The sequence below is a fragment of the Delftia sp. WSY_22 genome, from assembly GCF_043104185.1.
Taxonomy (GTDB): Bacteria; Pseudomonadota; Gammaproteobacteria; order Burkholderiales; family Burkholderiaceae_C; genus Comamonas; species Comamonas tsuruhatensis.
In genome coordinates this window covers 556,717-578,225 of sequence record NZ_JBICKN010000007.1, presented here as the reverse complement: position 1 = coordinate 578,225, position 21,509 = coordinate 556,717, and the positions used below count along the sequence as shown (strand labels likewise).

The following is a 21,509-nucleotide window of genomic DNA, read 5'->3' as shown; positions in this document are numbered from 1 at the left end:
CATTCAGCTCCAGTGGTGAGGAAGGCGTACCAGCCCAGGCAGCGGCTTTGGAAAGATGAAGCGCAAATGCAGGAACTGGAACCACTCGTCATAGACGGCCAAGCCTGTCTCGTCGAACAGGAAGGCACTGATCACATAATCACCGCTGTGCAGCGGCAGATCAGGAAAGGTCAGCACCGTCTGCCAGGTTCCATCCGCCAACTTGCGCGGGAACACACCATCTTCATGGGTTGCCAGCGAGGTGATTCCCACCCCCTTGGACTGTTCGATCATGAAGCCTATGTGCGGGCGTTCGTTGCCGCGCCCACGCGCCGTGATGGTCACGACCAGGTCCTGGCTCTGCAGCAGACCAGGCTGATCACCCACGGGCTCGGCCAGATCCTTCACATCCACAGAGAGGATGCAGGCCGTGCCGCTGTCGACGGCAGCTACAGGCCCAGATGACGGAGCCTCCGCTTCACACACCTTGGCATCCTCTCTACCTCCCAAGGTTTCGGATACAGCTGCACCGTTCAATGCCTGCTGCTCGCGCTCCTGGCGCTCCCGGGTGTGCATATCGTAGGCAGCAAGCACCTGCTCTGTATCACCGAACTGCGCCACCTGCCCTCCGCGCAGCCACAGCGCAGCATCGCAGAGATGGCGAATGTGATATGGACTGTGGGAGCAGAACAGGATGGTGCAGCCGCTGTTGCGGAACGCCATGATGCGCTCTATGCATTTCTTCTGGAAATGCTGGTCGCCCACAGCCAATGCCTCATCGATGATCAGCACATCGGGTTGCACCGCCGTCACCAACGCGAAAGCCAGGCGCACTGCCATGCCTGACGAATAGGTCTTGACCGGGCGCTCCATCGCCTCGCCCAGTTCGGCGAAGGCAGCGATCTCAGGCTCCAGCTCGCGCATGCGTTCGGGACTGATGCCGATCAGGCTGCCGCCGAAATACAGATTGTCCCGGCCGCTGAAATCAGGGTGGAAGCCCGCGCCCAACTCAAGGATGGCCGTCACCCGGCCCACCCGCTCTATCGTCCCGCAACTCGGCTGCAAGGTGCCCGCCAGCAGCTTGAGTAGCGAACTCTTGCCTGCGCCGTTGTCGCCAATCACGCCAATGCACTGGCCGCGGCGCAGCTCGAACGATACATCGCGCAGCGCCCAATGGCTGCGGTGCGTGGCAGCGCCCGTCAGCAGCGCCTTGAAACGTGCACGCGGTGACGGATAGAGCTTGTATTCCTTGCCCAGGTCACGCACGCGCAGGACCAGATCTTCGGGCAGCTCGACATGCTTGGCGTTCATAGCCAGTCCACCAATTGATCGCGGCTACGCCGCACCAGGCCGTTGAGCAGTATGGCCAGCACCAACAGCCATGCGGCAAGCGCCACCCACACGGAGATCTGAGGCCACAGCCCCTGAAGCAATACGTTCTGGTAACCCAGCACCAGGGCCGTCATGGGGTTGGCCCAGAGCACCCAGCGCCACCGCTCGGGGAACAAGGCCAAGGGAAACAGAATGGGCGACAGATAAATCCCCACCGACAAAAGGAAAGTCACCAGCTGGCCTACGTCACGCAGCGCCGCCGTCAAGATGGCCAGTGCATAGGCCAGCAGTGCGCACAGCAGCAATTGACCCAGCAACAGTGGTGCCAAGGCCAGCATCGATGCGTTCAATCCATGCTGCGGCAGATAGGCCAGAGCCACCAGCACGAGCAACGGCCCGAAGATCACGCTGCTGGCCAAGACGGCCCGCAGGGGGAACAGCACAGGCGGCAAAGGGTTCTTCTGCAGGATGCCGCCCGCCTCAATGAGACTGTTCATGCCGCGCGACGTGGCATCGCAGAACGCCATCCAGGGCAAGGCGCCCACGACCAGGAACGCACCTACGGCATGCGTGGGCGCGTTGTCCCCCAGGCGCATGGAGAACACCACGTCAAAGACAAGATAGTAGGCAGCCACCGTGAGCAGCGGCTGCAGATAGGGCCAGAGCACGCCAGCGGCCGTGCCTGCATGGCGAGCCGCCACCTCGCGCCGGGTCATCACCCACAGCAGGCTGCGGGCCTGCCACAGCGCGCGGCATTCGCCGAGTAGAGAGTACATGCGTTGTAAAGCAAAAGCGCTGCGCCCCAGAAACGGTGACGCAGCACTTCATTCATGCCAAACCTGCGATTTTCGCGCATTACACACGTGATGTGTCACTGCTACATGGGTAGCTTGCGCAAAGATTGTCAGTTTTTGCAGCCGCAAGACAGTGCCACGCGGCCCCTGTGGCGCTCAGCGCTTGCCTAGACCCGCGCTGAAGGCGCGAATTGCCTCGGCATCAATCTTGCCCTTACCTTGCAGCTTCTCGACTTCTGCATCGATTGCATCCTGCACGGCCTTGTTGCGCACTTCGGTCAGCAGCTGCTCCCTGACCTCGGAATAGGGCTTCACACCGGCAGGACGGCGCTGCTCAAGGCGAAGGATATGGTAACCAAACTGGGTCTTGACCGGCTCGCTGAGCTCACCAGGGGTCTTGAGTGCAAAGGCCACTTTGTCGAATTCGGGAACCATGCGCCCAGGCTCGAAAAACCCCAGATCTCCACCCTTGGCTCCGCTGCCCTTGTCCGCAGAATTCTCCTTGGCCAGTTCGGCAAAGTCAGCACCCTTCTTGAGCTGGGCCAGCAGCTCATCTGCCTTGGCTTTTGACTCTGGCTCAGCGCCAGCAATCAGAATGTGGCGCACATGAACCTGATCCAAGTGCTCAAAGCGCGCGGGGTTCGCGTTGTAGACATTGCGAGCCTGCGCCTCTGCCAACTGGTCAGGCAGCTTGTGCTTGACCTGCATCTGCTGCAGCCACGCATCCGACAGAACCTTGTCCCGCGCCAGCTGCAATGCAGCTGCAACATCGACCTGCTTCTGCAGACCTTGTGTTTGCGCCTGATCCGCTAACGCACGACGCACATAAAGATTGGAGACAACCTGCTCAACCTTCTTGGGATCGGCGAGCAACTGGCTGCGCAGCGGCTCCGGAACGCGCTGGGCATCCGCAGTCACATCAGCCGCAGTAATCCTGACACTTCCCTCCATCAGGGCCTTGCCATCGTCGGCCCAAGCCGAGGAGCTCAACAGGCCACCCGCAACCAGGGCGACAGCTATCGAAGCTCGTGGCAGGAAAGGAAAAACAGACTTGGTCACTTGCATGGTTGGTATGTTCTCTCGATACAAATAAAAAAAGCGGGACTTGCGTCCCGCTTTTTTGAGTGCTACTTAGATTCTAAGTTGCTTGCTTGCGCAAACAAAATTATTGAGCAGCAGCAGGGCGCACATAGCGGTGGGGCCACGTGATGCCGTAGGTACCGGAGAAGTTAGCACCAGCGCCGGGGTTCGTCAGCTTCAGGAAAGCGGAGCCAACCACGGGCAGGCCAACGCCACCATTGGTCACGTCCACATTTGCCCAGCCACGTGTGAAGGCGGAGTTGCCAGTGTCTTGACGAGCAACCGTAGCACCCAGCACCGAGGCGCCAGTGTCAGCGAAGCTCAGAACGCTGGTTTCACCGCAGAAACGGGCTTGTGCAACTTCACCAGGCGACAGGATAGCGCCGGATTCGATAGCTTGCTCTTCACGGCCGTAGAAGGCTTGACCAGCGGCATTCACGCAGATCTTGGCATCCGCACGTGCAGCAGTCACTTCCGTGTTGCCGTCGTGGAAGAAGGCAATAGCATCGCCATTACCCAGGATACCTTGCGAGAACACGCGCACTGCAGCCACGCTAGTATCCGAACCCTTGTAGTCCAGAGCCACGCTGTAGCGACGTGTGGGCATGGAGAACACCCAGTCAGTCTTGCCGGACACGCTGGCGTCATTGGCGTACTGGTTCATCACGCTACGGGTAGCCAGAGCGCGCGACAGCGAGCCAGCTTGGTCCAGAGGCGCAGTGGCAACAGTAGCAGCAGCCAGGTAAGGCGTCGACATGTCAGGCAGGTCGTACAGACCTGCAGTGATCACGGCGGTATTGATCGGGTTGCTGATCGCGCCTGCGGTGTTCTTGTTGGTACCAACAGTAGCACCCGTACGGAACAGCGGGTCAGCTGTAACGTTGTTCACTGTCGCGGTAGCCGAAGCAGCCGTCGCCTTCTGAGGGAACAGAACATAGTTGCCGCGAGCAGCAGCGCCAGTGTTGTCCACAGCCGTCAGAGCGGTAGCAGCGCCCGAGAAGGTCGTGGTCTGGGGCACATTCATGATGTACCAGTCAGCCATCAGGCCGGTCGTGGGAGTCGCCAGACCCTGACCAGCAGCATCAGCTTGATTGATCCAGTCCGTGTTCAGAACAGCGGGGTTCAGAACTGTGCTGTCGCATGCGGCCACGCCAGAGCCGTTGTGCTTCACGGTCTTGTACAGAGCCGACTCAGTACCACGCACAACTGCGTTCGGAATGTCAGCCATGTTGAAGATTTCAACGTAGCCTTCACGCGTACCGGCAGCCTTGCCTTCGGTCGACAGCTTGGGGTTCAGACGGTTGGTGCTGGCCTTGAAAGTGCCGATACCGTTGGCTGTCTTGCCGGTCAGGGCGGGCAGCGTGCAGGTGTTGTCGGAGCTGGTCAGTTGCAGGATGCCATCGGCACCTTGCGTGACGGCAGCGGTCCACACGTCTTGGGGCGACAGGAAGACTTGGAAGTCCATCAGGTCGTCAGAGTTGGCGGCGCCGCGGAAACGCACCTTGACGGCCTTGCCGTTCTGGGTGTCGGTGTTCACCAGGTGCAGAACGGTCATGTTGCCGTTTTGCGCGTTGAAGTAAGGCACCACCAGGTTGTGGCCCGTGCCACCTTCGGACACCACGAAGTCCGTAGCGTTGGAAGCACCCAGCACAGTAGCGGAAGGAGCAGCGCCGGTACCGACGATCACACCAGCCGAAGCCGCGCCTGCGAAGCCCAGGCCACCAACCATGGCAGCAATGCTCAGGGCCAGAACATTTTTCTTCATAAGAACTATCTCCAGTAAAAAAGATAAGGTAGTTGCAACCACCACGATTGATCGCCGAGGAATCGTAGCACAGCCAGTTCAGCCCCTCTGTGGCTTTTTAGAGGCGCTCAAGAGCAGTTTTGCGAAAAAAACAACACTTGTCTGACTTTGCGCCGGTATACAGGGACGGCGAATTATCCCTGATATTTACTTTTGTGCACAAGGAAAGCCATGCAGGCGGGGCTCAAGGCAGGAACAGCCACCACTGCCCATCCTCGCTCACCCAGGTCTCGGTGACGCTCATTGGCACCTGGGCATTGCTCATCATCGGCACCAGAGCCGTGAAGTTACGCCTGACCACGCAGCGCGTTGGCTCACACGTGGCTGACACCAACTCCCCTCCCTGGAGCGTCGTGGCGGCTCCGTTCTCAAGACGGAATCGGTCCTTGTCCTTGAGAGCACGGTATGAGGGAGGCAAGTACCCGTAGGCCTTGTCCACATCTCCGGCCTGACGGGCCTTCAGATATTCCGACGAGCGCTTGGTCACGGCGCCCTCCGGCCCCTGACTCGAGGTCGTGGCGCAGCCACCCAGCACTGCGGCACAGACCAATCCCACACCACACACCAGCCAGCGCGATCGGCGCTCGGTCAAGGAAGTGAATGTCGAGTTTTTCATAAGGTTTTTTCTCTCCAAAAAAGAGGGTTGGAGGCTCATGCCCCCCGGAATGTTCCGAATCCTTCAACGCATAGCTGGCGTGAGCGGTCCGACCTCCACCGAGGCCTTTGACGAACCGCTAGAAGTTACGGAAGACGAGGATGGCGACTTCAGAATGGGCGTCAAAGCACGCATCTGCTCACGCAGTTCATCGCTGACCTCCCGCACGTCGATGTCCGTTCGTACGACACGAGGGGTGATGATGACGATCAGCTCGGTGCGGGCTCCAGAATTATTGGTTGAACCAAATAGATTACCAACGACAGGCAGGTCGTACAGATAAGGAATACCGGAGCGACCTTCACTCGAGTTTTCTTGGATCAACCCCCCCATGACGATGGACTCACCCGAACGCACAGCCACACGACTAGAGATCTGGCGCTGCAGGAAGGAGCGCTGCTGCGTCACTTCATCCTTGCTGCCGACATCAGTGACCGACTGGTTGACAGTCATAGTCACAAGGTTGCCAGCATTGACAGAGGGGATCACCTGCAGGTTAACGCCTGTATCCTTGTACGCAAAATTATCCGTGGCAGTTCCTGAGGTACCTGTGATCGTGGTTCCTGACTTGTAAGGTTGCTGCGTTCCTACGGCAATTGCGGCCACATGGTTGTCAAGCACCATCAAAGTGGGGCTGGCCACCACCTTCACCTGGGTCTTGCCCGCCAATGCTGTGAGAACAGCCTTGATGTTGCCCAGCGAGTTCTTGAGCGTGTAGTTAAAACCCTGGCCCAGAACAATAGCCCCCGCAGTACCCGTTCCGCCAAGCCCGCCGGTCGAATTGATGTTGGTACCACCGGTGACGCCCGTGGCAGCGGCCAGCAGACCTCCGTTCCCGCTGTAGCCTTTATTGCCCACGTCGCCACTGAACGACCACTGCAGGCCATACTGAAGCTGGTCATTGAGCGTTACTTCGACGATGCTTGCCTCGATCAACACCTGGGTGGGCGGCAGGTCCAACTTCTTGAGTGACGCCTCAATGCGCTCGTACTCTGCGGGCGTGCCCCAGACAAGAACAGAGTTGTTGAGTTCATCCGCCATGACCCGGACGCTGCCCAAAGTGGCAGTGACCGAGCCTGTACCTTGGCCGGTACCCGTCTGGTTGCCGAACCCGGATGTCATGCCGGACCCAAACCGCTGACCCGAATTCGAGCCGAAGCCACTATTGCCGAAGCTGCTGCTGCTGCCAAAACCGCTGTTGCCGAAACTGCCGCTGCTACCGAAGCCGCTGCTGCCGAAGCTGCCGCTACTGCCAAAGCCGCTATTGCCGAAGCTGTTGCTACCAAAGCCCGAGGCTCCTGAAGTGGACGTTCCCAGTCCGGGGGCGACTCCACTGTTCGCAGTACTGCCAGAGGAAGCGCCGCCAAAGATGCCCGCCAGAACACCGGCAAGGTGCTTGGCATTGCCGTTCTGAACACGGTAGATGTTCAATTGCGGCTGCGATCCACCCGAGCCGGGCTGGTCCAGCTTGGCCAGCCAGCGCCGTGCTTCGTCGAGATAGGCGGCACGCGGAGTGATCACGATCACGCTGTTGAGCCGCTCGATGGGGATGATGCGCAGTGCGCCAAACATAGGATTGCCTTCAGTCAACGCCGTCGCAGCGCCTGCCCCCGCAGCCGTTGCTGCGACGGTACCAGGCCGGACTGCCCCTGCCGCCGCGCCAGGCGCAGCTGCCGCGGACGCCCCTCCTCCATTCATGACTTGCAGCGCAAGACTGACTTCCTGGATGGACACGTACTTGAGAGGAAAAACGCCCACCGACATGCCTTCAAGAAGGTTCACATCGAATGTGCGCACCATATCCAGCCAACCCTCGGCCTGTGCCCGCGACCCCGCCATAACAAGCAGATTGCGAATGTTATCCACACGCAAGATGGCATCGCTAGGCACCATTGGCCTCAGGATAGCCGCCATCTCGTTAGCGCCTATATATTGCAAAGGCACGATGATGGCTCCGTAGCCCGGCGCCAAGGGCGTAGCGGGCGACGCCTGCCGAACCGTCGCACCGATGCTCTTGAGGGCATCAACCCGGCCCACGTGGTAGGTGCCACGTGCGTCGCGCACCATTGCCATGCCGTTGGCCTGCAATGCCGTCTCCAGCAGGTTGAGCGCCTGATCGGCCGGAATGTTGTTGCGTGTACTGAGGGTGACCGTGCCCGCGATCGGTGGATGAAGCACATAGTCCAGCGAAAGGATGTCGCCCATCACGGTGCGTACGACCTGCGCAAGCGGTGCATCCTCGAAATTGAGCTTTACAGGGGAGCCAGTCACCGGGGGCAAGGCCTTGGCCTCGCCCAGCAGCTTCCCAGTGCCCTCAAGAATCCGTGGCTGAGGCGTTTGTGCTGAGTCCTCGGGCTTCTTGCTCCCGGACTCCTCACCCTCCGGTAGAAAGACATAGCTTTCCTGAGCCAGATCGCTGCGGAAATGATTGACGAAATTGTTCTTGGGCTGCGCGCAGGCCAGCAGCAACTGGCACACGGCCAGTGCCAATACAGTTTGAATAGGACGATTAGGCAGTTGCATAACTTTTCTTGACTGATTGTTGGGTTCCTGGCGCCTCATCAACGCACGATTCCACCGCCCAGAGATGCGCCCTCTTCGGGAGGTGCAGAAGGCGCGGTCTGCCCAGCCTCACGAGCGTCCCCGGGCGAGGGTGCCTGCCCCGAAGAAGACCCTGGGTAATTGGGTAGCCGTCCACCACGGGCGCCGGCGGCAGGCATGGCAGGGCCTTTCTCAAGCGCAGCCCTTGTCAACTGCAGCCTGCGCTGCACGCCATTGCGCTCCAGTTCAATCTCACGCCCCTGCACACGCAGCAGCTTCCAACCGCCTAGGCTCTGCCCCACCATCAAACGCTGTTCCTTGCCGTCGTACTGCACGATGGCTCCAGTGACTGCGCCATCAAATAGTCCTGAAACCTTGGCCATGGCCCACTGATCCGGCTCTGGCGGAGGCTCTTGCTTTTTTGGAGGAGGCGGCGGTGGAGGAGGCGGAGGGGGCCTGCGGCTGAGGGCAAACAGGGGCCTATCCTGCATCTGAAGCAACAATTGCTCTTCCTTGCGAGCCTCAGGAGGCACACGCTCGATCTGCTTGGGAAGCAGCGCTTCGATATCCACCTTGACAGGTTCTGGCGGTTCCCATTGGCTATTTTTGATCTGCAGTTGCGGAGTGAACCAGGCCCAAGCCAAGGCACTTCCGAGCAGTACTTGGGCGGATGTCGTGGCCCAGCCCAGCCAGTTGATCTGCTTCACGATGTCTTGCTCCGGAGAATGCTGAAGGTGAATTGCGCACTCAGCCGGGGAGCCGCCTTGGGGTTGGCGTTCTGCAGGCCTGCCTGCAGATTGAACTCGACGTCGTCCAGCCAGACGGTAGGCGAGATGTCACGCAAAGACATGAGCGCCAATTGAATGGCGGGCCACTCACCTTCGGTGGACATAATGACGTCAATACGCTCGTAGGGACCCTCTTCCGGATTGGGACGGACCTGACTGCTCACAATGGATAAGCCCGCTCGATCCATCGCCGTACGCAGCCTCTGCTGTATGGCATTGCCGGTCTGGGTGGTGTCATTTTCTCCGGGATATATGTGATTGGCCTTGACATCAGCAACGCGCTCCAACGCCTGCTGGATCTCAGCCTCCTGCTGCTGCATGCCCAGCAGCCGGGCATAGCGTGGCTCCAGAGTAGCCAGTTGCTCTTCGGCCCATTGGTGTTTTGCGTACACCCACAGGCCCACCAGAACCAGCGGAAGCAGCAGCAATCCAGCCAACAGGGCCAGGATTGCTCCTTGCCGCCAGGCCAGCCTAGATTTCATTTTTGTCATGCGCCTTCCTTCGGAGCGTTCTGCCCGTCGGACTCATCCGGCGCTGCTTTGGGCTCTTCCGGCAAGACATTCAAACCAAGGATCGCCGGATCGATTACAGCTTCCAGCGTGAAGCTCTCCTTGCTGGAGCGCGAGGCACGCGTCACGGCGCTGGGCAGGCGCACCTCACGGAAGCCGGGCTCGCGCGACAGCAATCCGACCACCTCGGAGGTATTGTCGCTCAGGCCCTGTACGCTCAATTTCGTGCCTTTGATCTGCACCCGCTGCACTGCAGTGTCGTCGGGCAGCACCCTGGTCAGTGCAGCCATCACCCGCACATGATCGACCTGCTGCTGCTGACGCGCCAACAGTTCTGAAACGCTTTCCGCCTCCGCTACCAATCCCTGCCGCTTGGCCACTACCTCTGACGTGGACTTGGTCAGCTTGCCGAGCTGGTTGACGGCGTCTAGGGCTCGCAACCTCAGTTGCATCGTCGGCGTGACGGCCAGCCCAAGCGCCAGTACCGCCGCACTGAATAGGCCTGCTCCCAGCCAACGCCGCTGCCTTGCTTCGCTCGCCAGCCTGCGCTTCTCGCCAAAGCCGGGCAGCATGATCGATGCGGCACCGGTACTAATCCAGACTTCAGGCTCTACCCCTTGGGGCAATCGCGCCTGCTGCTCGCGCAATTCCTCCGCCACCAAATCACGCGAAGTGATCACGACATCCACCTGCTGTGTAGCGGACGAGTCAGCGCCGGGGCGCACAGCATAAGCCCACAACGTACGGTCTTCCCCAAACGGCGACATCATCTGCACATCAAGCAACACTGCCCCCTGAAGTGCCTTGGGCGACATGGATGGGAGGTGCAAGGTGCGCAACAACGCATTGTCGGCAGACAGAAGAACGGCCGCATACGCAAGCTCCCTCTGCTCACCTGCCTGCGTGCTCCCATCCCAATACAGGCGATCTGAACGGACCCAGGCAACAGCGCCAGGACCCGCGTCGGCACTCAAAATCTGGATCGGGCTGACCGGCAAGGTGCGGCGAAGCAACGGCAGTCGCTCCAGATGCCGCAAAGCATCGCGCACCTGGCCACCCAGAAAACCCAGATCAAGGCCGAACAGCTTTGCGTCGGAAGTCAGCAACGACATATGTCCCGCCACCTCATCAAACTTTGTGCCATGTTGAAATTCTTCCTTTCTTGGCAAATGGGACGCTACATGCGCCCCCTCCAGGCCTGGGATGCCGAGAGAATGATCCATGGCAGGCGCCCCGGCCGGCCTCCGCCTTCCAGATCCACCTGACGCACGACCAAGGCATCCCCCGCTCCTTCGAAGGGCACCTTGGCAATGAATGAAAACCGGGGGCTTCCTATACCTTGTTGCGAGGCCATGCCACCCTCTCCAAGCCATAGTCGCAATGGCTCAGGCGCCGCCGCAGGATTGATACCGCCTCGCCCATCGGAATCTGCGACGATGAAGTCGCGGATGCTCGCCAGGATTCCGTAGGTCATGCCGGGCACCTGCAGCAGGTCTTCCGGAGCGTCCCAGGCCGGGCGCAACGGCCGTGTCCCACCCGACACCAGTCGCGCCTGGACGATGGCCTGAGCCAAAGCATCCGCAGCGCCACCATCAAGACCTGCCGCGCGGGAAAGCAGCAGAGATAGAAGGGCTGGCTGAGCATCATTGATGTTGACCAAGCCGCTCCAGGGAGTGATGGAAACCTCTATTATCCTGCCCCCCAGCGATACGGGCACGACCGTGTACTCACGAAAATCCAGGGGTTTGAGCACCATGCGTTGCAATAGCTGATAAATAGCGGCCTCCCCTATGGCCCGTCCTTCCGCCATTTGGCGAGCAACTCCCGCCACCGCAGCCTCACGCCGCACTACACCACCTAGACTATTGGCAAAAATTGCCAACGCCGCCACGATCCAAAGCACCAGAACCAGCGCCATGCCACGCCCTCTGCGTGCAGACCAAACAGCTTTGGAGCCAACGTATCTCACTAGAACGAACCTCCGCCCAGCACGGCACCGCCGGAGCTTTCGGGATTCGAACCCGCCGGAATACGCATGGCAATAATTGTCAAGGGCCATGGGCCGCGATCCGTCTCCACCTCGATCTGTACGGCAGATGGCAGTTCCTTGTCGTTGTCCTTCTCGGGGCCCCATTGCGGCTGCCAATGTGCCACACCCAACCGGGCGTTCTGGTAACGCAAGGCAAAAGCAGTGACGCCACGATCAAGCACATAAGACTGGCTTTGGGCCCAGTCAGGCTCGACATCCTGGCCCTGCCATGGTGCGAAGCGCAGCACCAGCGCATCGCCTTCGACAGACAGTTGAAAATGGGTGCGCCCGCCCGCACCGAAGCGTGCAGGCATGATGCCCAGCCAGCGCATTCCCTGGGGCCCGCCCTGGAAGAACAGCTCGCTTTCCCCCTGCTTGCGAATGCCTGCCAGCCGCCTTACACCCGAGGCCTGACCCATGACCGAGCGCAGAAAACCAACGGACACGCGCAGATGGTCCATTCGATCAAGGCGCGCATCGACACGCTCCTGCGTCTGCGATACCGTGGACATCACCGATGCCAGGCCCAGCGTGAGCATGGACAGCAGAACCATGGCGACCAGAAGCTCGACCAGAGTGAAGCCTTGCTGGCGCGCCTTCATCGCGTCACCTCACCTGGCTGCAAAGGCCGCTGGGGACGCAGGGTTTCATACAGCCAACTGCGCCCCTCCGCCGTGATGGTGATGCGCAAGGTATGCAATGGCACCGCTCTCTCTGGTAAATCGCTGACAGGAAATGGTGCCGAGGCCACTTGCCAGGCATAAGGGCCGTCCTGCCCAGATGTTTGCACTCCGGCAGCGTCAACCATTGGAAATGCATCCATCAACGAATCTGCCAGCAGGGCTGCCCCCTGAGCTTGTTCGAGCTTTGCGACGCCACGCGCCGATCCACCCACGGCGCGATAGATCATCGCAACCGAGATAGCCATGATGGTCAACGCCACCAACAGCTCCAGCAAGGTCATGCCCCGCACCCGGGTGCGGGCTCCAGCGCGCCGACGCACTACAGGGCCTCTTTGGTGACTTGGCCGGACAGCCAGTCCACACGCAGACGCACGCCGCTGCCGCTTTGCGCGCGGGCGAGCGAAATGCTGCCGCCCGTGGCACCGCCCTCGGGCAGGAAGACGATGGTCTGGCTGCCGTCAGGCAGGGCCATGCCGGCTGCCGTGGTCAGTTGCACCGTCAGGCTGTCGGGCAGCTTGGCCGTGGCCTGTCCGGCGATACCGTACTGCCTGCTATTCGTATTGACAGCGAATGCCACGGGCATGCCCTGCAACGTGGCCTGCTGGCGCGCCTTGCGCAGCAGGGCCGTCACGTCCTGCACCGTCTGCCGATAGTCCACGGCATCGCGCAGCTTGCCCATGGCAGGCGGCACGATGCCGATGATCGCGGCAAGGATGCCGAAGACCACCAGCAACTCGATCAGCGTGAAACCATGGGCGCGCTTCAAGACTCATTCCCGGCACGGAGGCAGCGTTGCACTACGGCGTCAGACCAGCAACTTACTTGGTGTTGCGGATATCGGAGGCCTCGCCCTCGCCACCAGGTGTGCCGTCGGAACCCAGCGAGAGGATTTCCAGGTCGCCATTGGCAGCCGGGTAGGTGTAGCGGTAAGGGTTGTTCCAGGGATCATTCGGCACGCCACCCTTCAGGTAAGGGCCTGCCCAGCCGGCGACGCCAGCGGGCTGCTTGACCAGCGCATCCAGGCCTTGCTGCGAGGTGGGATAGCGGCCCACGTCGAGCTTGTACAGCTCCAGCGCCTTTTCGATGTCGGCAATCTGCACGCCGGCCGTCTTGGTCTTGGCTCCGCCCAACTGGTTCAGCACCTTGGGGCCGACCAGGCCGGCCAGCAGGGTCAGGATGGCCAGCACGACCAGCAGTTCGATCAGCGTGAAGCCACGCTTGCGGGCGCGGGAGGACAGTTGCTTTTGCATGCGCATCATCTTCTACATACCTTTCAGACAATTCAGATTCATCAGACGGCCAGATCGTTGACGGACAGGATTCCGAGCAGGATCGACACGATGATGGAGGCGATAAGGATACCGAGGACCAGGATCAGCGCCGGCTCCAGCATGGTCAGGAGGCGTTTGATCGCGTTTTCGACCTCGCGGTTCAATATGTTGGACAGCTCCAGCATCATGTCGCCCAGGCGGCCGGTTTCCTCGCCCACCCGCACCAGATTCAGGGCCAGGGGCTCGAATTCTCCGGTTTTCTGGGCAGCATGGGCCATGCGATGGCCTTCCTTGACCATGGGACCCATTTTTTCCAGGCGCTCGCGGATGGCGACGTTGGAGACCGTGTCGCTGGCAATGCGCAGTGCGGTCAGCAGCGTGACGCCGTTACCCAGCAGCGTGCCCAGCGATCGGCTGAACAAGGTGAGCTGGTACTTGCGCACCACGCCACCCAGGCCCGGCAGGCCCAGCAGCCACGATTGCCAGGTCTGGCGGCCCTTGGGGCTCTTGGCCCAGCGGGAAAAGGCCCAGCCCAGCGCGCCCAGCACGATGAACACCGCCCAGCCGTAGCTGCGAAACGCATGGCCCAGCCCCATCACGAACTGCGTGGGAAGGGGCAGCGCGTCGCCCATGTCGTTGAAGAGCTGCTCGAACTGCGGGACCACGAAGCCCAGCATGGCCACCAGGGACAGCACGGCCACGCCCAGCAGGATGGCCGGATAGATGGTGGCCGAGACCACGCTGTCGCGCAGGGCACGCTGGCGCGCCATGTGTTCCACCAGCCGGTTGAGCACGCCCGACATCTGGCCGCTGGCCTCGCCCGAGCGCACCATGTTGATATAGAAGTCGCCGAACAGGTCATGGTGCTTGCCCAGCGCCTGGCTCAGCGGCATGCCGGCCTTGACGCTGTCGAGCACGGACTGGAGCATGGCCTGCATCTGCACCTTGTGGCTCATCTCCACCAGGACCTTGAGCGCATTGTCCAGCGACAGGCCGGCACGCATCATGATGGCCAGTTCGGTGGTCATGCCCTGGATGTCGTCGGCCTTGATGCGGCCTTTCTTGAGCGCACGCGCCGCCAGCGGCACATTGCCCAGGCTTGCGGCTTCCTCGACCTTGATGGGCGACAGGCGGCTCTTGCGCAGGTGCACCACCACCTCGGCCACGGCCGCAGCGGAAAAAGTGCCCTTGACCATCTGACCGCGGCTGTCCACGGCCTCCCAGCTGTAATCAGGCATCGCTCTGGTCCTGGGTCACGCGCAGCACTTCGTCGAGCGTGGTGACGCCCGAAGCCACCTTGCGCAGGCCGTCGTCGTAGAGGCTCAGCATGCCGCTCTTGGCGGCCATGGCATGCAGGGCGTTGGCATCCTGGCCTTCGATGATGGCGCGGCGCAGCGGCTCGTCGATGACCATGAGTTCGTGGATGCCGGTACGCCCCTTGTAGCCCGTGCCGCGGCAGTGCTCGCAGCCGACGGCGCGGTAGATGGGCGAGCCCTCGCGCAGAAAGCGCTTGAGGCCGCTGCCCTCGATGGCGGCTGTCGGCAGTGTGTCGGGCTGCTTGCAGCGCGAGCACAGCGTGCGCACCAGCCGCTGGGCCAGCACGCCGTTGACCGAGGAGGTGATCAGGTAGCTCTCCACCCCCATGTCGCGCATGCGGGTGACGGCGCCTGCGGCGGTGTTGGTGTGCAGCGTGGACAGCACCAGGTGACCTGTCAGGGCGGACTGCACGGCGATCTGCGCGGTTTCTCCGTCACGCATTTCGCCGATCATGATGATGTCCGGGTCCTGGCGCAGGATGGAGCGCAGGGCGTTGGCGAAGGTCAGGTCGATCTGGGGATGGACCTGGATCTGGTTGATGCCGTCGAGCTGGTATTCGACCGGATCCTCGACGGTGATGATCTTGTTGGAAACCGCGTCGATCTTGGACAGGGCTGCATACAGCGTGGTGGTCTTGCCAGAGCCCGTGGGGCCCGTGACCAGCACAATGCCGTGCGGCTTGGCCAGCAGCGTGTTGAATTTCTCGAGCGTGTCCGCCTCGAAGCCCATGCTTTCCAGGCGCAGCCTCACGCTGGCGCGGTCCAGCACCCGCATGACGATGCTCTCGCCATGCACCGTGGGCGCGGTGGAGACCCGCAGGTCCAGTTCGCGGCCCTTGGCGCGGGTCTTGATGCGGCCGTCCTGCGGCAGGCGGCGCTCGGCAATGTCCAGATGGGCCAGCAGCTTGACGCGCGAGCCGACGGCGGCGCTCAGGCGCGGCGGCACGAGTTCGGCCGCGTGGATCACGCCGTCCATGCGGTAGCGCACCTGCAGGCCGGCTTCAAAGGGCTCGAGGTGGATGTCGGAGGCGTGCAGCTCGATGGCGCGGGAAATGATGCCTGTGACCAGGCGGATGACGGGCGCCTCGCTGGCCAGGTCCTTCAGATGTTCGACGAAGTCGCCACCCGTGGCGTCCGATTCCCAGTCCTGGCCTTCTTCCCCTTCGGGTTCCTGGCCTGCTTCGGACAGTGCCTTGCGGATGTCGGCCTCCAGCGCCAGCACGGGCTTGATCTGCAGCCCCGTGGCCAGGCGCAGCGCCTTGGTGATGAAGGGGTCCTGCGGCACGGACATGGCCACTTCGAGCACGCCGTCCTGCAGCGAAATCGGGCAGACGCACTGCGCATCCAGAAAACTGGCCAGCAGGCCAGGCACGTCGGGCAGCAGGTCGGGAAACTCTTCCGCACGCAGCCAGCGCATCTGCAGCTGCTCGGCCAGCGCCTGGGCCACGTCGGTTTCCGCCACCACACCCAGCTGTACCAGCACCTGGCCCAGGTAGCCGCCCAACTCCTGCTGCGCCTGCAGGGCGTTTTGCAGATCGCGCTCGTTCAGCTTGCCGGCGGAAAGGAGGCGTTCGCCCAGCCGCCCCTTGATCGGGGCTTCGACAGCGGCAATCGGTTCCATGAGGTGATTGGTGGAAGACATTGCCGCGGATTATCCACTGTCGCCGCATCCCCCGCCAAAGGCATAGCATGCGACACCCAGGGGCGCCGCCTTCCCGTCATCAACTGTTACGCGCGCAATCGTGCGGCGCGATGCTGCGCTGCACGATGAAAAGTGGCCTCAGGCGGTTTGAGGCGTTGTCAGGTGGTTCAAGGCGGCTTCAAGCCGCCTTCACCGCCTCCGCGGGCAGGCCGCTGGCATCACCCCAACGGCGCTGGGCCATGACCAGCAGCCCCTCGAAGATGAGGTTGTCCACCAGTTCGAAAGGCCGCGTCATGCTGGGCACCATCTTCCAGCCGGCGCCGCCGGCCATGACGCAGGCAGGCTCCATGCTGCAGTGCATGTAGAGATGCTGGTACATGCGCTCCACGGCACCGGCGATGGCGTAGGTGCCGCCGCTGGTCAGGGCGTCGCTGGTGTTGGTGGGAAATGGCGTGACCGCGCCCGTGGGCACATGCAGGCCGGCCGTGCCGCTTTCCAGGGCGCGCAGCATGATGCCGTGGCCCGGAAGAATCAGCCCGCCCATGAAGTGGCCATGCTGGTCCAGCGCGTCCACGGTGACGGCCGTGCCGACCATGACCACGATCAGGGGCCGCTCGGGGCCGCGCTGCAGGATGTGCTGGCGCGCACCGATCATGGCCACCCAGCGGTCCGCACCCAGGCGCGACGGAAAATCGTAGCCATTGGTGACGCCGGCCTCGGCTGCGCTGGGCACGGCCCACTGCGGCTCGAAATCCCAGCCCAGCATCATGTCGATCTGGTCGTGCACGCGCCGTCGTGCCGTGTCGCCAGCCACCACGCAGCCCAGCATGCGCGTGGGCGTGGGCAGGTCGCTCCACGGCCCTTCGGCCAGGTGCTCGATGTGCTCAAGGAACTCGGCGCCGTGCGCCAGCAGGGCAGCGCCAGGCCGATGCGCGTCGTACATCGCCCATTTCAAGCGGGTGTTGCCGATGTCTATGGCCAAAAAAGTCATGGGCGGGATTATCGGAGTTTTCCGGAGGATAGCGTCAGCCATGGACGACAACTGAGTGAGGACGTGAACGCAAGAATGGCGCAAATGTCAAAAATCCGGGAGCGCTCCTGCCCGGCAGCGCGCGCTGCCACTGTTAGGCGTTACATTGGCCTTTCCGATTTTCCACCCACCAACAGGAGTCACCCATGGGACTTTTCAGTTTCATCAAGGAAGCCGGCGAAAAGCTGTTCGGCGGCAGCGCCGCACAGGCAGCCGAGCCTGCGCAAGACCTGAATGCCAAGGCGGCCAAGGCCATCGAGACCTATATCGGCACGCAGAACCTGGGCGTCAGTGACGTGAAGGTGCAGTTCGACGGCTCGCAGGGCAAGGTCACGGTGCTGGGCACGGCACCTACCCAGGCGGCCAAGGAAAAGGTGACGCTGTGCTGCGGCAACGTCTCCAGCGTGCAGTCCGTGGACAACCAGATGACGGTGACCAACCCCGAGCCCGAAGCCCAGTACCACGACGTGGTGCGCGGCGACACGCTGTCGGCCATTGCCAAGAAGTTCTATGGCGATGCCAACAAGTACCCGGTGATCTTCGAGGCCAACAAGCCCATGCTGAGCCACCCCGACAAGATCTACCCTGGCCAGAAGCTGCGCATTCCGGCAATCTAAGCCCCCCTGAGCGGCGTCGCCGCTTCCCCCTGAGGGGGACGACACCCTCGCGGCGGGGCGGCCCTTGCTCGGTGTCTCTGACCTGGCTCATGCCAGTTCTGGATGCCGCGAATTAGACCTACCCCGCTCCGAGAAAGGCCGCAATAGCGGCCTTTCTCAATGAAAGCTTCAGTATTTACCGCTCAACAGCGCACCGAATCCCGGAACGGCTGTCGGCAAGCCCAGGCGCTTGAGCATCATGAACGTCGTGGCCACCGAGGAAGACAGTACCGGCAGGCCCACGCGGTCCTCGATGGGCTGCACCGAGGCCAGCGAGGGCATCTGCACGCAGGCCGAGGCGATGACCGCGTCGGCATTGGCCGTGTTCAGGCGCCGCGTGATCTCGATGGGTGCGCGCGCATCCTGGGCGCCCACCTGCAGGTTGTCGGCAATCTCCAGCGAGATGCTGTCCACCACTTCGATGCCTTCGTTCTCTATGTAGTCGATGACCAGCTGCGTCAGCGGCTTCATGTAGGGCGCCAGCAGCGCCACCTTCTTCGCGCCGATGGCGTGCAGGCCATCGACCAGGGCGCCGGCGCTGGTGACCACAGGCGCGGGGCCGCCGTTGTCCACGGTGCGCTGGTGCAGGCGCGTCTCGGAGACACGGTGGTAGCCGCGCCCCATGCTCATGATGGCCACCAGGCAGGCATAGCCGAGCACATCGACACGCGCATCCGACAGTTCCAGCGCGCAGCGGTCGCTGTCGCCGTCCATGGCAGCCAGCTCCTCCTTGGTCACATGCTTCATGCGCATGCGGCTCGAGTGAAAGGTGAAACGCTCGGGCGCCAGGGCCTCGCGGGCCCGCAGGATGGCGGGGATCTCGGTCTCCATCGTGGTGTTGGAGCTGGGCACGATCTGCCCGATACGGAAATGGGTTTTGGCTGTCATGTCAATCCATCGTGATGTGGTTGGCCTTGATGACCTTGCCCCAGTGGTCCGTCTCGCGCTGGACCAGGGCGGCCAGCGCCTGCGGGCCGAGGAATCGCGGCTCCACGCCCTGCAGGGCCGCGCGCTTTTGCACGTCAGGCGACTCCAGGGAGGTCTTGAGCGCGTCCGACAGCCTGGCGATGGCGTCGGGCGGCGTGCCCGCAGGTGCGAACAGGCCGACCCAGGCTTCCAGCTCGAAGCCCGGCAGGCCCGCTTCTGCGGTGGTGGGCACATCGGGCAGCATGGGATGGCGCGTCTTGCTGGTCACGGCCAGGGCCCTGAGCTTGCCCGTCTGCACATGGCCCAGCACCGAAGGCGGCGTGGTGATGAACATCTGCACCTGGCCGCCCAGCACGTCCTGGATGGCCGGGCCGGACCCCTTGTAGGGCACGTGGGTGATCTGGGTCTGGGTCACCTGGGCGAACACGGCCGTGCCCACGTGCGACAGCGAGCCATTGCCCTGCGACGCATAGTTGACCTTGCCCGGGTTCTTGCGCAGGTAGGCAATGAATTCCTGCAGACTGTTCGCCGGCACCGAAGGATGGACGGCGATCACATTGGTGGCGGCCACGATCAGTCCCACGGGCACCAGCTCGGACTGGGCCCAGGGCAGCTTGGGAAACAGCGCCGGATTGCCCACGTGGTAGGCCGAATACGAAGCCAGCAGCGTGTAGCCGTCCTTGGGTGCCCTGGCCACCATCTGGTAGGCAATGTTGCCGCTGGCCCCGCCCCGGTTGTCCACCACGACCGACTGCCCCAGCAGGCGCGACATCGGATCGGACGCCAGGCGTGCCGCCGTGTCCACCACGCCGCCGGGCGGATTGGGGACCACGAGGGTGATGGACTTGGCTGGAAAGGCCTGGGCCTGGACGGTTCCTGCGCCCAGCAGGGCGGCCGCTGCCAGGCCGGCGGCCTGCAGCACAATGCGTCGATTCATGCTTGTCTCCATGTTCTCTTTGTACCGGCGCATTCTTGCGGGCCTGCTCGCGGTCGAACAGCCGTATCTCGTTGATCCATCCTTCGTCTCTGGTGGAGGATGCGAATGATCAACCTGCACCGATTCGATCTGCTGACGCTGCGCCTGTATGTGGCCGTGGTCGATGCCGGCAGCCTGACGGCGGGCTCGCGCACGCTGGGGCTGTCACTGGCAGCCGCCAGCAAGCGCGTGGCCGAGCTGGAGCAGCACTGCGGCGTGACCCTGCTGGTGCGCAGCAAGCGCGGCGTCACGCCCACGCCCGCCGGCCAGAGCATGTACCACCATGCCGTGGACGTGGTGGCCCGGCTGGAACATCTGGCCCTGGCCATGGACGACTTTCGCAGCGGCGCCACGGGCCAGTTGCGCCTGTGGGCCAACAACTCGGCGTTCGCAGGCTTTCTGCCCCGGCTGCTGGCCGACTTCATGGCGGCCCACCCGGGTGTCTCGGTGGACCTGGAAGACGCGCTGAGCGAGGAGTCCGTGCGCGCCGTGCTCAGCGGCGTGGCCGAGCTGGCCATCATCGGGGAGAACACGCCCCTGGAAGGGCTGAGCACCCAGGTCTGCGATGTGGACGAGCTGGTGCTGGTCATGCCGCGCGGCCATGCGCTGGACACGGACGACGTGTCCCCCGTGCCCCTGACCACCGTGCTGGACCACGACTTCGTGAGCCTGGCCCGCTCCACCTCGCTGATGCGGCGCATTGCGGCCGAGGCCGAATCCATCAACCGGCCCGTGCGGATCCGCATCCAGGTGCGCAGCTTCGATGCCATGTGCCACATGGTCTCGGTGGGCCTGGGCCTGGCCATCCTGCCGCGCGCGGCCACCGCGCCGCACCTGGCCGCGCGGGCACTGCGGCTGCGCCCGCTGGGGGCGCTCAACACCCGGCGCCGGCTGCTGCTGGCCATGCGCTCGCAGGCCACGCTGTCAGGACCGGCCCAGGCCCTGGTGGACATGGTGGCCGCCCGGGCGGCGGCGCTGGGGTTCGCGCAGCCGCAGCGCTGAGCGACGACAGGCTGGCGCCGGCTTACTGGCGCCAGGGCAGGCCGCGCAGGCGCCAGCCGCCGACATGGCCGCGCTGGCCGCTGGCGTCCACATCGCCCTCGAAGCCTTCGAGGATGTTGTAGGCCTCGATGCCCAGTTGCGCTGCGCGCTGGGCAGCGGCCACCGAGCGCACACCGCTGCGGCACAGCAGGACCACCTTGCCGCCCTCAGGCACGGCGGCGCGCAGCTGGCTATCGAAATCGGGGTTCATGGCCATGGACGGCCACTGCTTCCAGGCCACGGCCACGGCGCCGGGTACGCGGCCCACCCACTCGCGCTCGGCATCGGTGCGCACGTCCACCAGCGCGGCTTCGCCGGATTGCAGCCATTGCCAGGCAAGTTCGGGAGGAATGTCGCCGGCATAGCCCTGTGCGGGCTGGACGGTCAGGGGAATGGCTGCGGGAACGGGAGCGTTTGCGGACATGGATGGGCTTTCTTGATAGGACGCGGTTGTGT

General features: G+C 62.9%; 22 protein-coding genes. 2 read left to right on the top strand and 20 right to left on the bottom strand.

All coding sequences use genetic code 11. The annotated features are described in order from the left end of the window. Positions 1-3: 3 nt before the first annotated feature. The 17 genes from ACF8NF_RS07700 to ACF8NF_RS07620 all read right to left on the bottom strand — a co-directional run bounded on the left by ACF8NF_RS07700 (position 4) and on the right by ACF8NF_RS07620 (position 17,414). Positions 4-1,290, bottom strand: a complete 1,287-nt coding sequence (locus ACF8NF_RS07700) for an ABC transporter ATP-binding protein (protein WP_392450370.1) — start codon at positions 1,288-1,290, stop codon at positions 4-6. Next, entirely contained in the window at positions 1,287-2,087 is an 801-nt protein-coding gene (locus ACF8NF_RS07695; RefSeq protein ID WP_392450369.1) for an ABC transporter permease, read from the bottom strand. The genes ACF8NF_RS07700 and ACF8NF_RS07695 overlap by 4 nt, the downstream gene beginning before the upstream one ends. 174 nt (positions 2,088-2,261) lie before the next feature. Continuing rightward, the gene (locus tag ACF8NF_RS07690; protein ID WP_392450367.1) at positions 2,262-3,170 is read right to left on the bottom strand and encodes a peptidylprolyl isomerase; all 909 of its coding nucleotides are present in this window, start codon (positions 3,168-3,170) and stop codon (positions 2,262-2,264) included. 900 nt (positions 3,171-4,070) lie between these two features. After that, positions 4,071-4,136 carry a hypothetical protein gene (locus ACF8NF_RS07685; protein ID WP_392450407.1) on the bottom strand — a complete coding sequence of 22 codons (66 nt, stop codon included), beginning with the start codon at positions 4,134-4,136 and terminating at the stop codon, positions 4,071-4,073. A 1,037-nt stretch (positions 4,137-5,173) separates the two neighbouring features. Then, entirely contained in the window at positions 5,174-5,605 is a 432-nt protein-coding gene (locus ACF8NF_RS07680; protein WP_392450366.1) for a hypothetical protein, read from the bottom strand. A gap of 63 nt (positions 5,606-5,668) precedes the next feature. After that, positions 5,669-8,167 carry a type II secretion system secretin GspD gene (gene gspD, locus ACF8NF_RS07675; protein ID WP_392450365.1) on the bottom strand — a complete coding sequence of 833 codons (2,499 nt, stop codon included), beginning with the start codon at positions 8,165-8,167 and terminating at the stop codon, positions 5,669-5,671. Positions 8,168-8,205: 38 nt separating this feature from the next. Next, positions 8,206-8,892, bottom strand: a complete 687-nt coding sequence (locus ACF8NF_RS07670; protein ID WP_392450364.1) for a hypothetical protein — start codon at positions 8,890-8,892, stop codon at positions 8,206-8,208. Beyond that, on the bottom strand, positions 8,889-9,464 hold the full coding sequence (gene gspM, locus ACF8NF_RS07665; protein WP_152547181.1) for a type II secretion system protein GspM: 576 nt from the start codon (positions 9,462-9,464) through the stop codon (positions 8,889-8,891). The genes ACF8NF_RS07670 and gspM overlap by 4 nt, the downstream gene beginning before the upstream one ends. Continuing rightward, a complete protein-coding gene (locus tag ACF8NF_RS07660) occupies positions 9,461-10,705 on the bottom strand; it encodes a PilN domain-containing protein (protein ID WP_392450362.1) in 1,245 nt (414 codons plus the stop codon). The genes gspM and ACF8NF_RS07660 overlap by 4 nt, the downstream gene beginning before the upstream one ends. Continuing rightward, positions 10,660-11,400: a type II secretion system minor pseudopilin GspK gene (locus ACF8NF_RS07655; RefSeq protein ID WP_392450359.1), complete on the bottom strand. Its 741-nt coding sequence runs from the start codon at positions 11,398-11,400 to the stop codon at positions 10,660-10,662. Before ACF8NF_RS07655 ends, ACF8NF_RS07660 begins: the two co-directional genes overlap by 46 nt. A 50-nt stretch (positions 11,401-11,450) precedes the next feature. Continuing rightward, positions 11,451-12,113: a prepilin-type N-terminal cleavage/methylation domain-containing protein gene (locus ACF8NF_RS07650; RefSeq protein WP_392450358.1), complete on the bottom strand. Its 663-nt coding sequence runs from the start codon at positions 12,111-12,113 to the stop codon at positions 11,451-11,453. Continuing rightward, positions 12,110-12,514, bottom strand: a complete 405-nt coding sequence (locus tag ACF8NF_RS07645) for a type II secretion system protein (protein ID WP_265334597.1) — start codon at positions 12,512-12,514, stop codon at positions 12,110-12,112. Before ACF8NF_RS07645 ends, ACF8NF_RS07650 begins: the two co-directional genes overlap by 4 nt. Next, positions 12,514-12,960, bottom strand: a complete 447-nt coding sequence (locus ACF8NF_RS07640; protein ID WP_046240069.1) for a GspH/FimT family pseudopilin — start codon at positions 12,958-12,960, stop codon at positions 12,514-12,516. The genes ACF8NF_RS07645 and ACF8NF_RS07640 overlap by 1 nt, the downstream gene beginning before the upstream one ends. A gap of 52 nt (positions 12,961-13,012) precedes the next feature. Next, on the bottom strand, positions 13,013-13,453 hold the full coding sequence (gene gspG / locus ACF8NF_RS07635; protein ID WP_017405949.1) for a type II secretion system major pseudopilin GspG: 441 nt from the start codon (positions 13,451-13,453) through the stop codon (positions 13,013-13,015). Positions 13,454-13,485: 32 nt separating this feature from the next. Beyond that, a complete protein-coding gene (locus ACF8NF_RS07630) occupies positions 13,486-14,703 on the bottom strand; it encodes a type II secretion system F family protein (RefSeq protein ID WP_016446466.1) in 1,218 nt (405 codons plus the stop codon). After that, positions 14,696-16,402: a type II secretion system ATPase GspE gene (gene gspE, locus ACF8NF_RS07625; protein WP_016446467.1), complete on the bottom strand. Its 1,707-nt coding sequence runs from the start codon at positions 16,400-16,402 to the stop codon at positions 14,696-14,698. The genes ACF8NF_RS07630 and gspE overlap by 8 nt, the downstream gene beginning before the upstream one ends. A 199-nt stretch (positions 16,403-16,601) precedes the next feature. Further along, complete coding sequence (locus tag ACF8NF_RS07620) at positions 16,602-17,414, bottom strand: type III pantothenate kinase (RefSeq protein ID WP_016446468.1); 813 nt, start codon at positions 17,412-17,414, stop codon at positions 16,602-16,604. Between the two features lie 185 nt (positions 17,415-17,599). Between ACF8NF_RS07620 and lysM the strand changes: the two genes are divergently transcribed. Beyond that, the gene (gene lysM, locus ACF8NF_RS07615) at positions 17,600-18,070 is read left to right on the top strand and encodes a peptidoglycan-binding protein LysM (protein WP_016446469.1); all 471 of its coding nucleotides are present in this window, start codon (positions 17,600-17,602) and stop codon (positions 18,068-18,070) included. Between the two features lie 168 nt (positions 18,071-18,238). Here the strand turns inward: lysM and ACF8NF_RS07610 are convergent, their stop codons facing one another. Next, positions 18,239-18,997, bottom strand: coding sequence for a maleate isomerase (locus tag ACF8NF_RS07610; protein ID WP_016446470.1), 759 nt, complete (start codon positions 18,995-18,997; stop codon positions 18,239-18,241). 1 nt (position 18,998) lies between these two features. After that, a complete protein-coding gene (locus tag ACF8NF_RS07605; protein ID WP_016446471.1) occupies positions 18,999-19,973 on the bottom strand; it encodes a tripartite tricarboxylate transporter substrate binding protein in 975 nt (324 codons plus the stop codon). 105 nt (positions 19,974-20,078) lie between these two features. On the opposite strand from ACF8NF_RS07605, the gene ACF8NF_RS07600 reads away from it, so the two are divergent. Continuing rightward, positions 20,079-21,014, top strand: a complete 936-nt coding sequence (locus ACF8NF_RS07600; RefSeq protein ID WP_392450356.1) for a LysR family transcriptional regulator — start codon at positions 20,079-20,081, stop codon at positions 21,012-21,014. Between the two features lie 22 nt (positions 21,015-21,036). Here ACF8NF_RS07600 and ACF8NF_RS07595 read toward each other — a convergent pair whose 3' ends face one another. Then, complete coding sequence (locus ACF8NF_RS07595) at positions 21,037-21,477, bottom strand: rhodanese-like domain-containing protein (protein WP_012203223.1); 441 nt, start codon at positions 21,475-21,477, stop codon at positions 21,037-21,039. Positions 21,478-21,509 lie beyond the last annotated feature (32 nt).

Coding starts and splice junctions, on each gene's coding strand:
- ACF8NF_RS07610 (WP_016446470.1), bottom strand. CDS start 18,997: ATGACAGCCAAAACCCATTTCCGTATCGGGCAGATCGTGCCCAGCTCC.
- ACF8NF_RS07680 (WP_392450366.1), bottom strand. CDS start 5,605: ATGAAAAACTCGACATTCACTTCCTTGACCGAGCGCCGATCGCGCTGG.
- ACF8NF_RS07700 (WP_392450370.1), bottom strand. CDS start 1,290: ATGAACGCCAAGCATGTCGAGCTGCCCGAAGATCTGGTCCTGCGCGTG.
- gspE (WP_016446467.1), bottom strand. CDS start 16,402: ATGGAACCGATTGCCGCTGTCGAAGCCCCGATCAAGGGGCGGCTGGGC.
- gspG (WP_017405949.1), bottom strand. CDS start 13,453: ATGATGCGCATGCAAAAGCAACTGTCCTCCCGCGCCCGCAAGCGTGGC.
- ACF8NF_RS07605 (WP_016446471.1), bottom strand. CDS start 19,973: ATGAATCGACGCATTGTGCTGCAGGCCGCCGGCCTGGCAGCGGCCGCC.
- lysM (WP_016446469.1), top strand. CDS start 17,600: ATGGGACTTTTCAGTTTCATCAAGGAAGCCGGCGAAAAGCTGTTCGGC.
- ACF8NF_RS07630 (WP_016446466.1), bottom strand. CDS start 14,703: ATGCCTGATTACAGCTGGGAGGCCGTGGACAGCCGCGGTCAGATGGTC.
- ACF8NF_RS07695 (WP_392450369.1), bottom strand. CDS start 2,087: ATGTACTCTCTACTCGGCGAATGCCGCGCGCTGTGGCAGGCCCGCAGC.
- gspM (WP_152547181.1), bottom strand. CDS start 9,464: ATGACAAAAATGAAATCTAGGCTGGCCTGGCGGCAAGGAGCAATCCTG.
- ACF8NF_RS07595 (WP_012203223.1), bottom strand. CDS start 21,477: ATGTCCGCAAACGCTCCCGTTCCCGCAGCCATTCCCCTGACCGTCCAG.
- gspD (WP_392450365.1), bottom strand. CDS start 8,167: ATGCAACTGCCTAATCGTCCTATTCAAACTGTATTGGCACTGGCCGTG.
- ACF8NF_RS07660 (WP_392450362.1), bottom strand. CDS start 10,705: ATGGATCATTCTCTCGGCATCCCAGGCCTGGAGGGGGCGCATGTAGCG.
- ACF8NF_RS07650 (WP_392450358.1), bottom strand. CDS start 12,113: ATGAAGGCGCGCCAGCAAGGCTTCACTCTGGTCGAGCTTCTGGTCGCC.
- ACF8NF_RS07600 (WP_392450356.1), top strand. CDS start 20,079: ATGATCAACCTGCACCGATTCGATCTGCTGACGCTGCGCCTGTATGTG.
- ACF8NF_RS07620 (WP_016446468.1), bottom strand. CDS start 17,414: ATGACTTTTTTGGCCATAGACATCGGCAACACCCGCTTGAAATGGGCG.
- ACF8NF_RS07655 (WP_392450359.1), bottom strand. CDS start 11,400: ATGGCGCTGGTTCTGGTGCTTTGGATCGTGGCGGCGTTGGCAATTTTT.
- ACF8NF_RS07690 (WP_392450367.1), bottom strand. CDS start 3,170: ATGCAAGTGACCAAGTCTGTTTTTCCTTTCCTGCCACGAGCTTCGATA.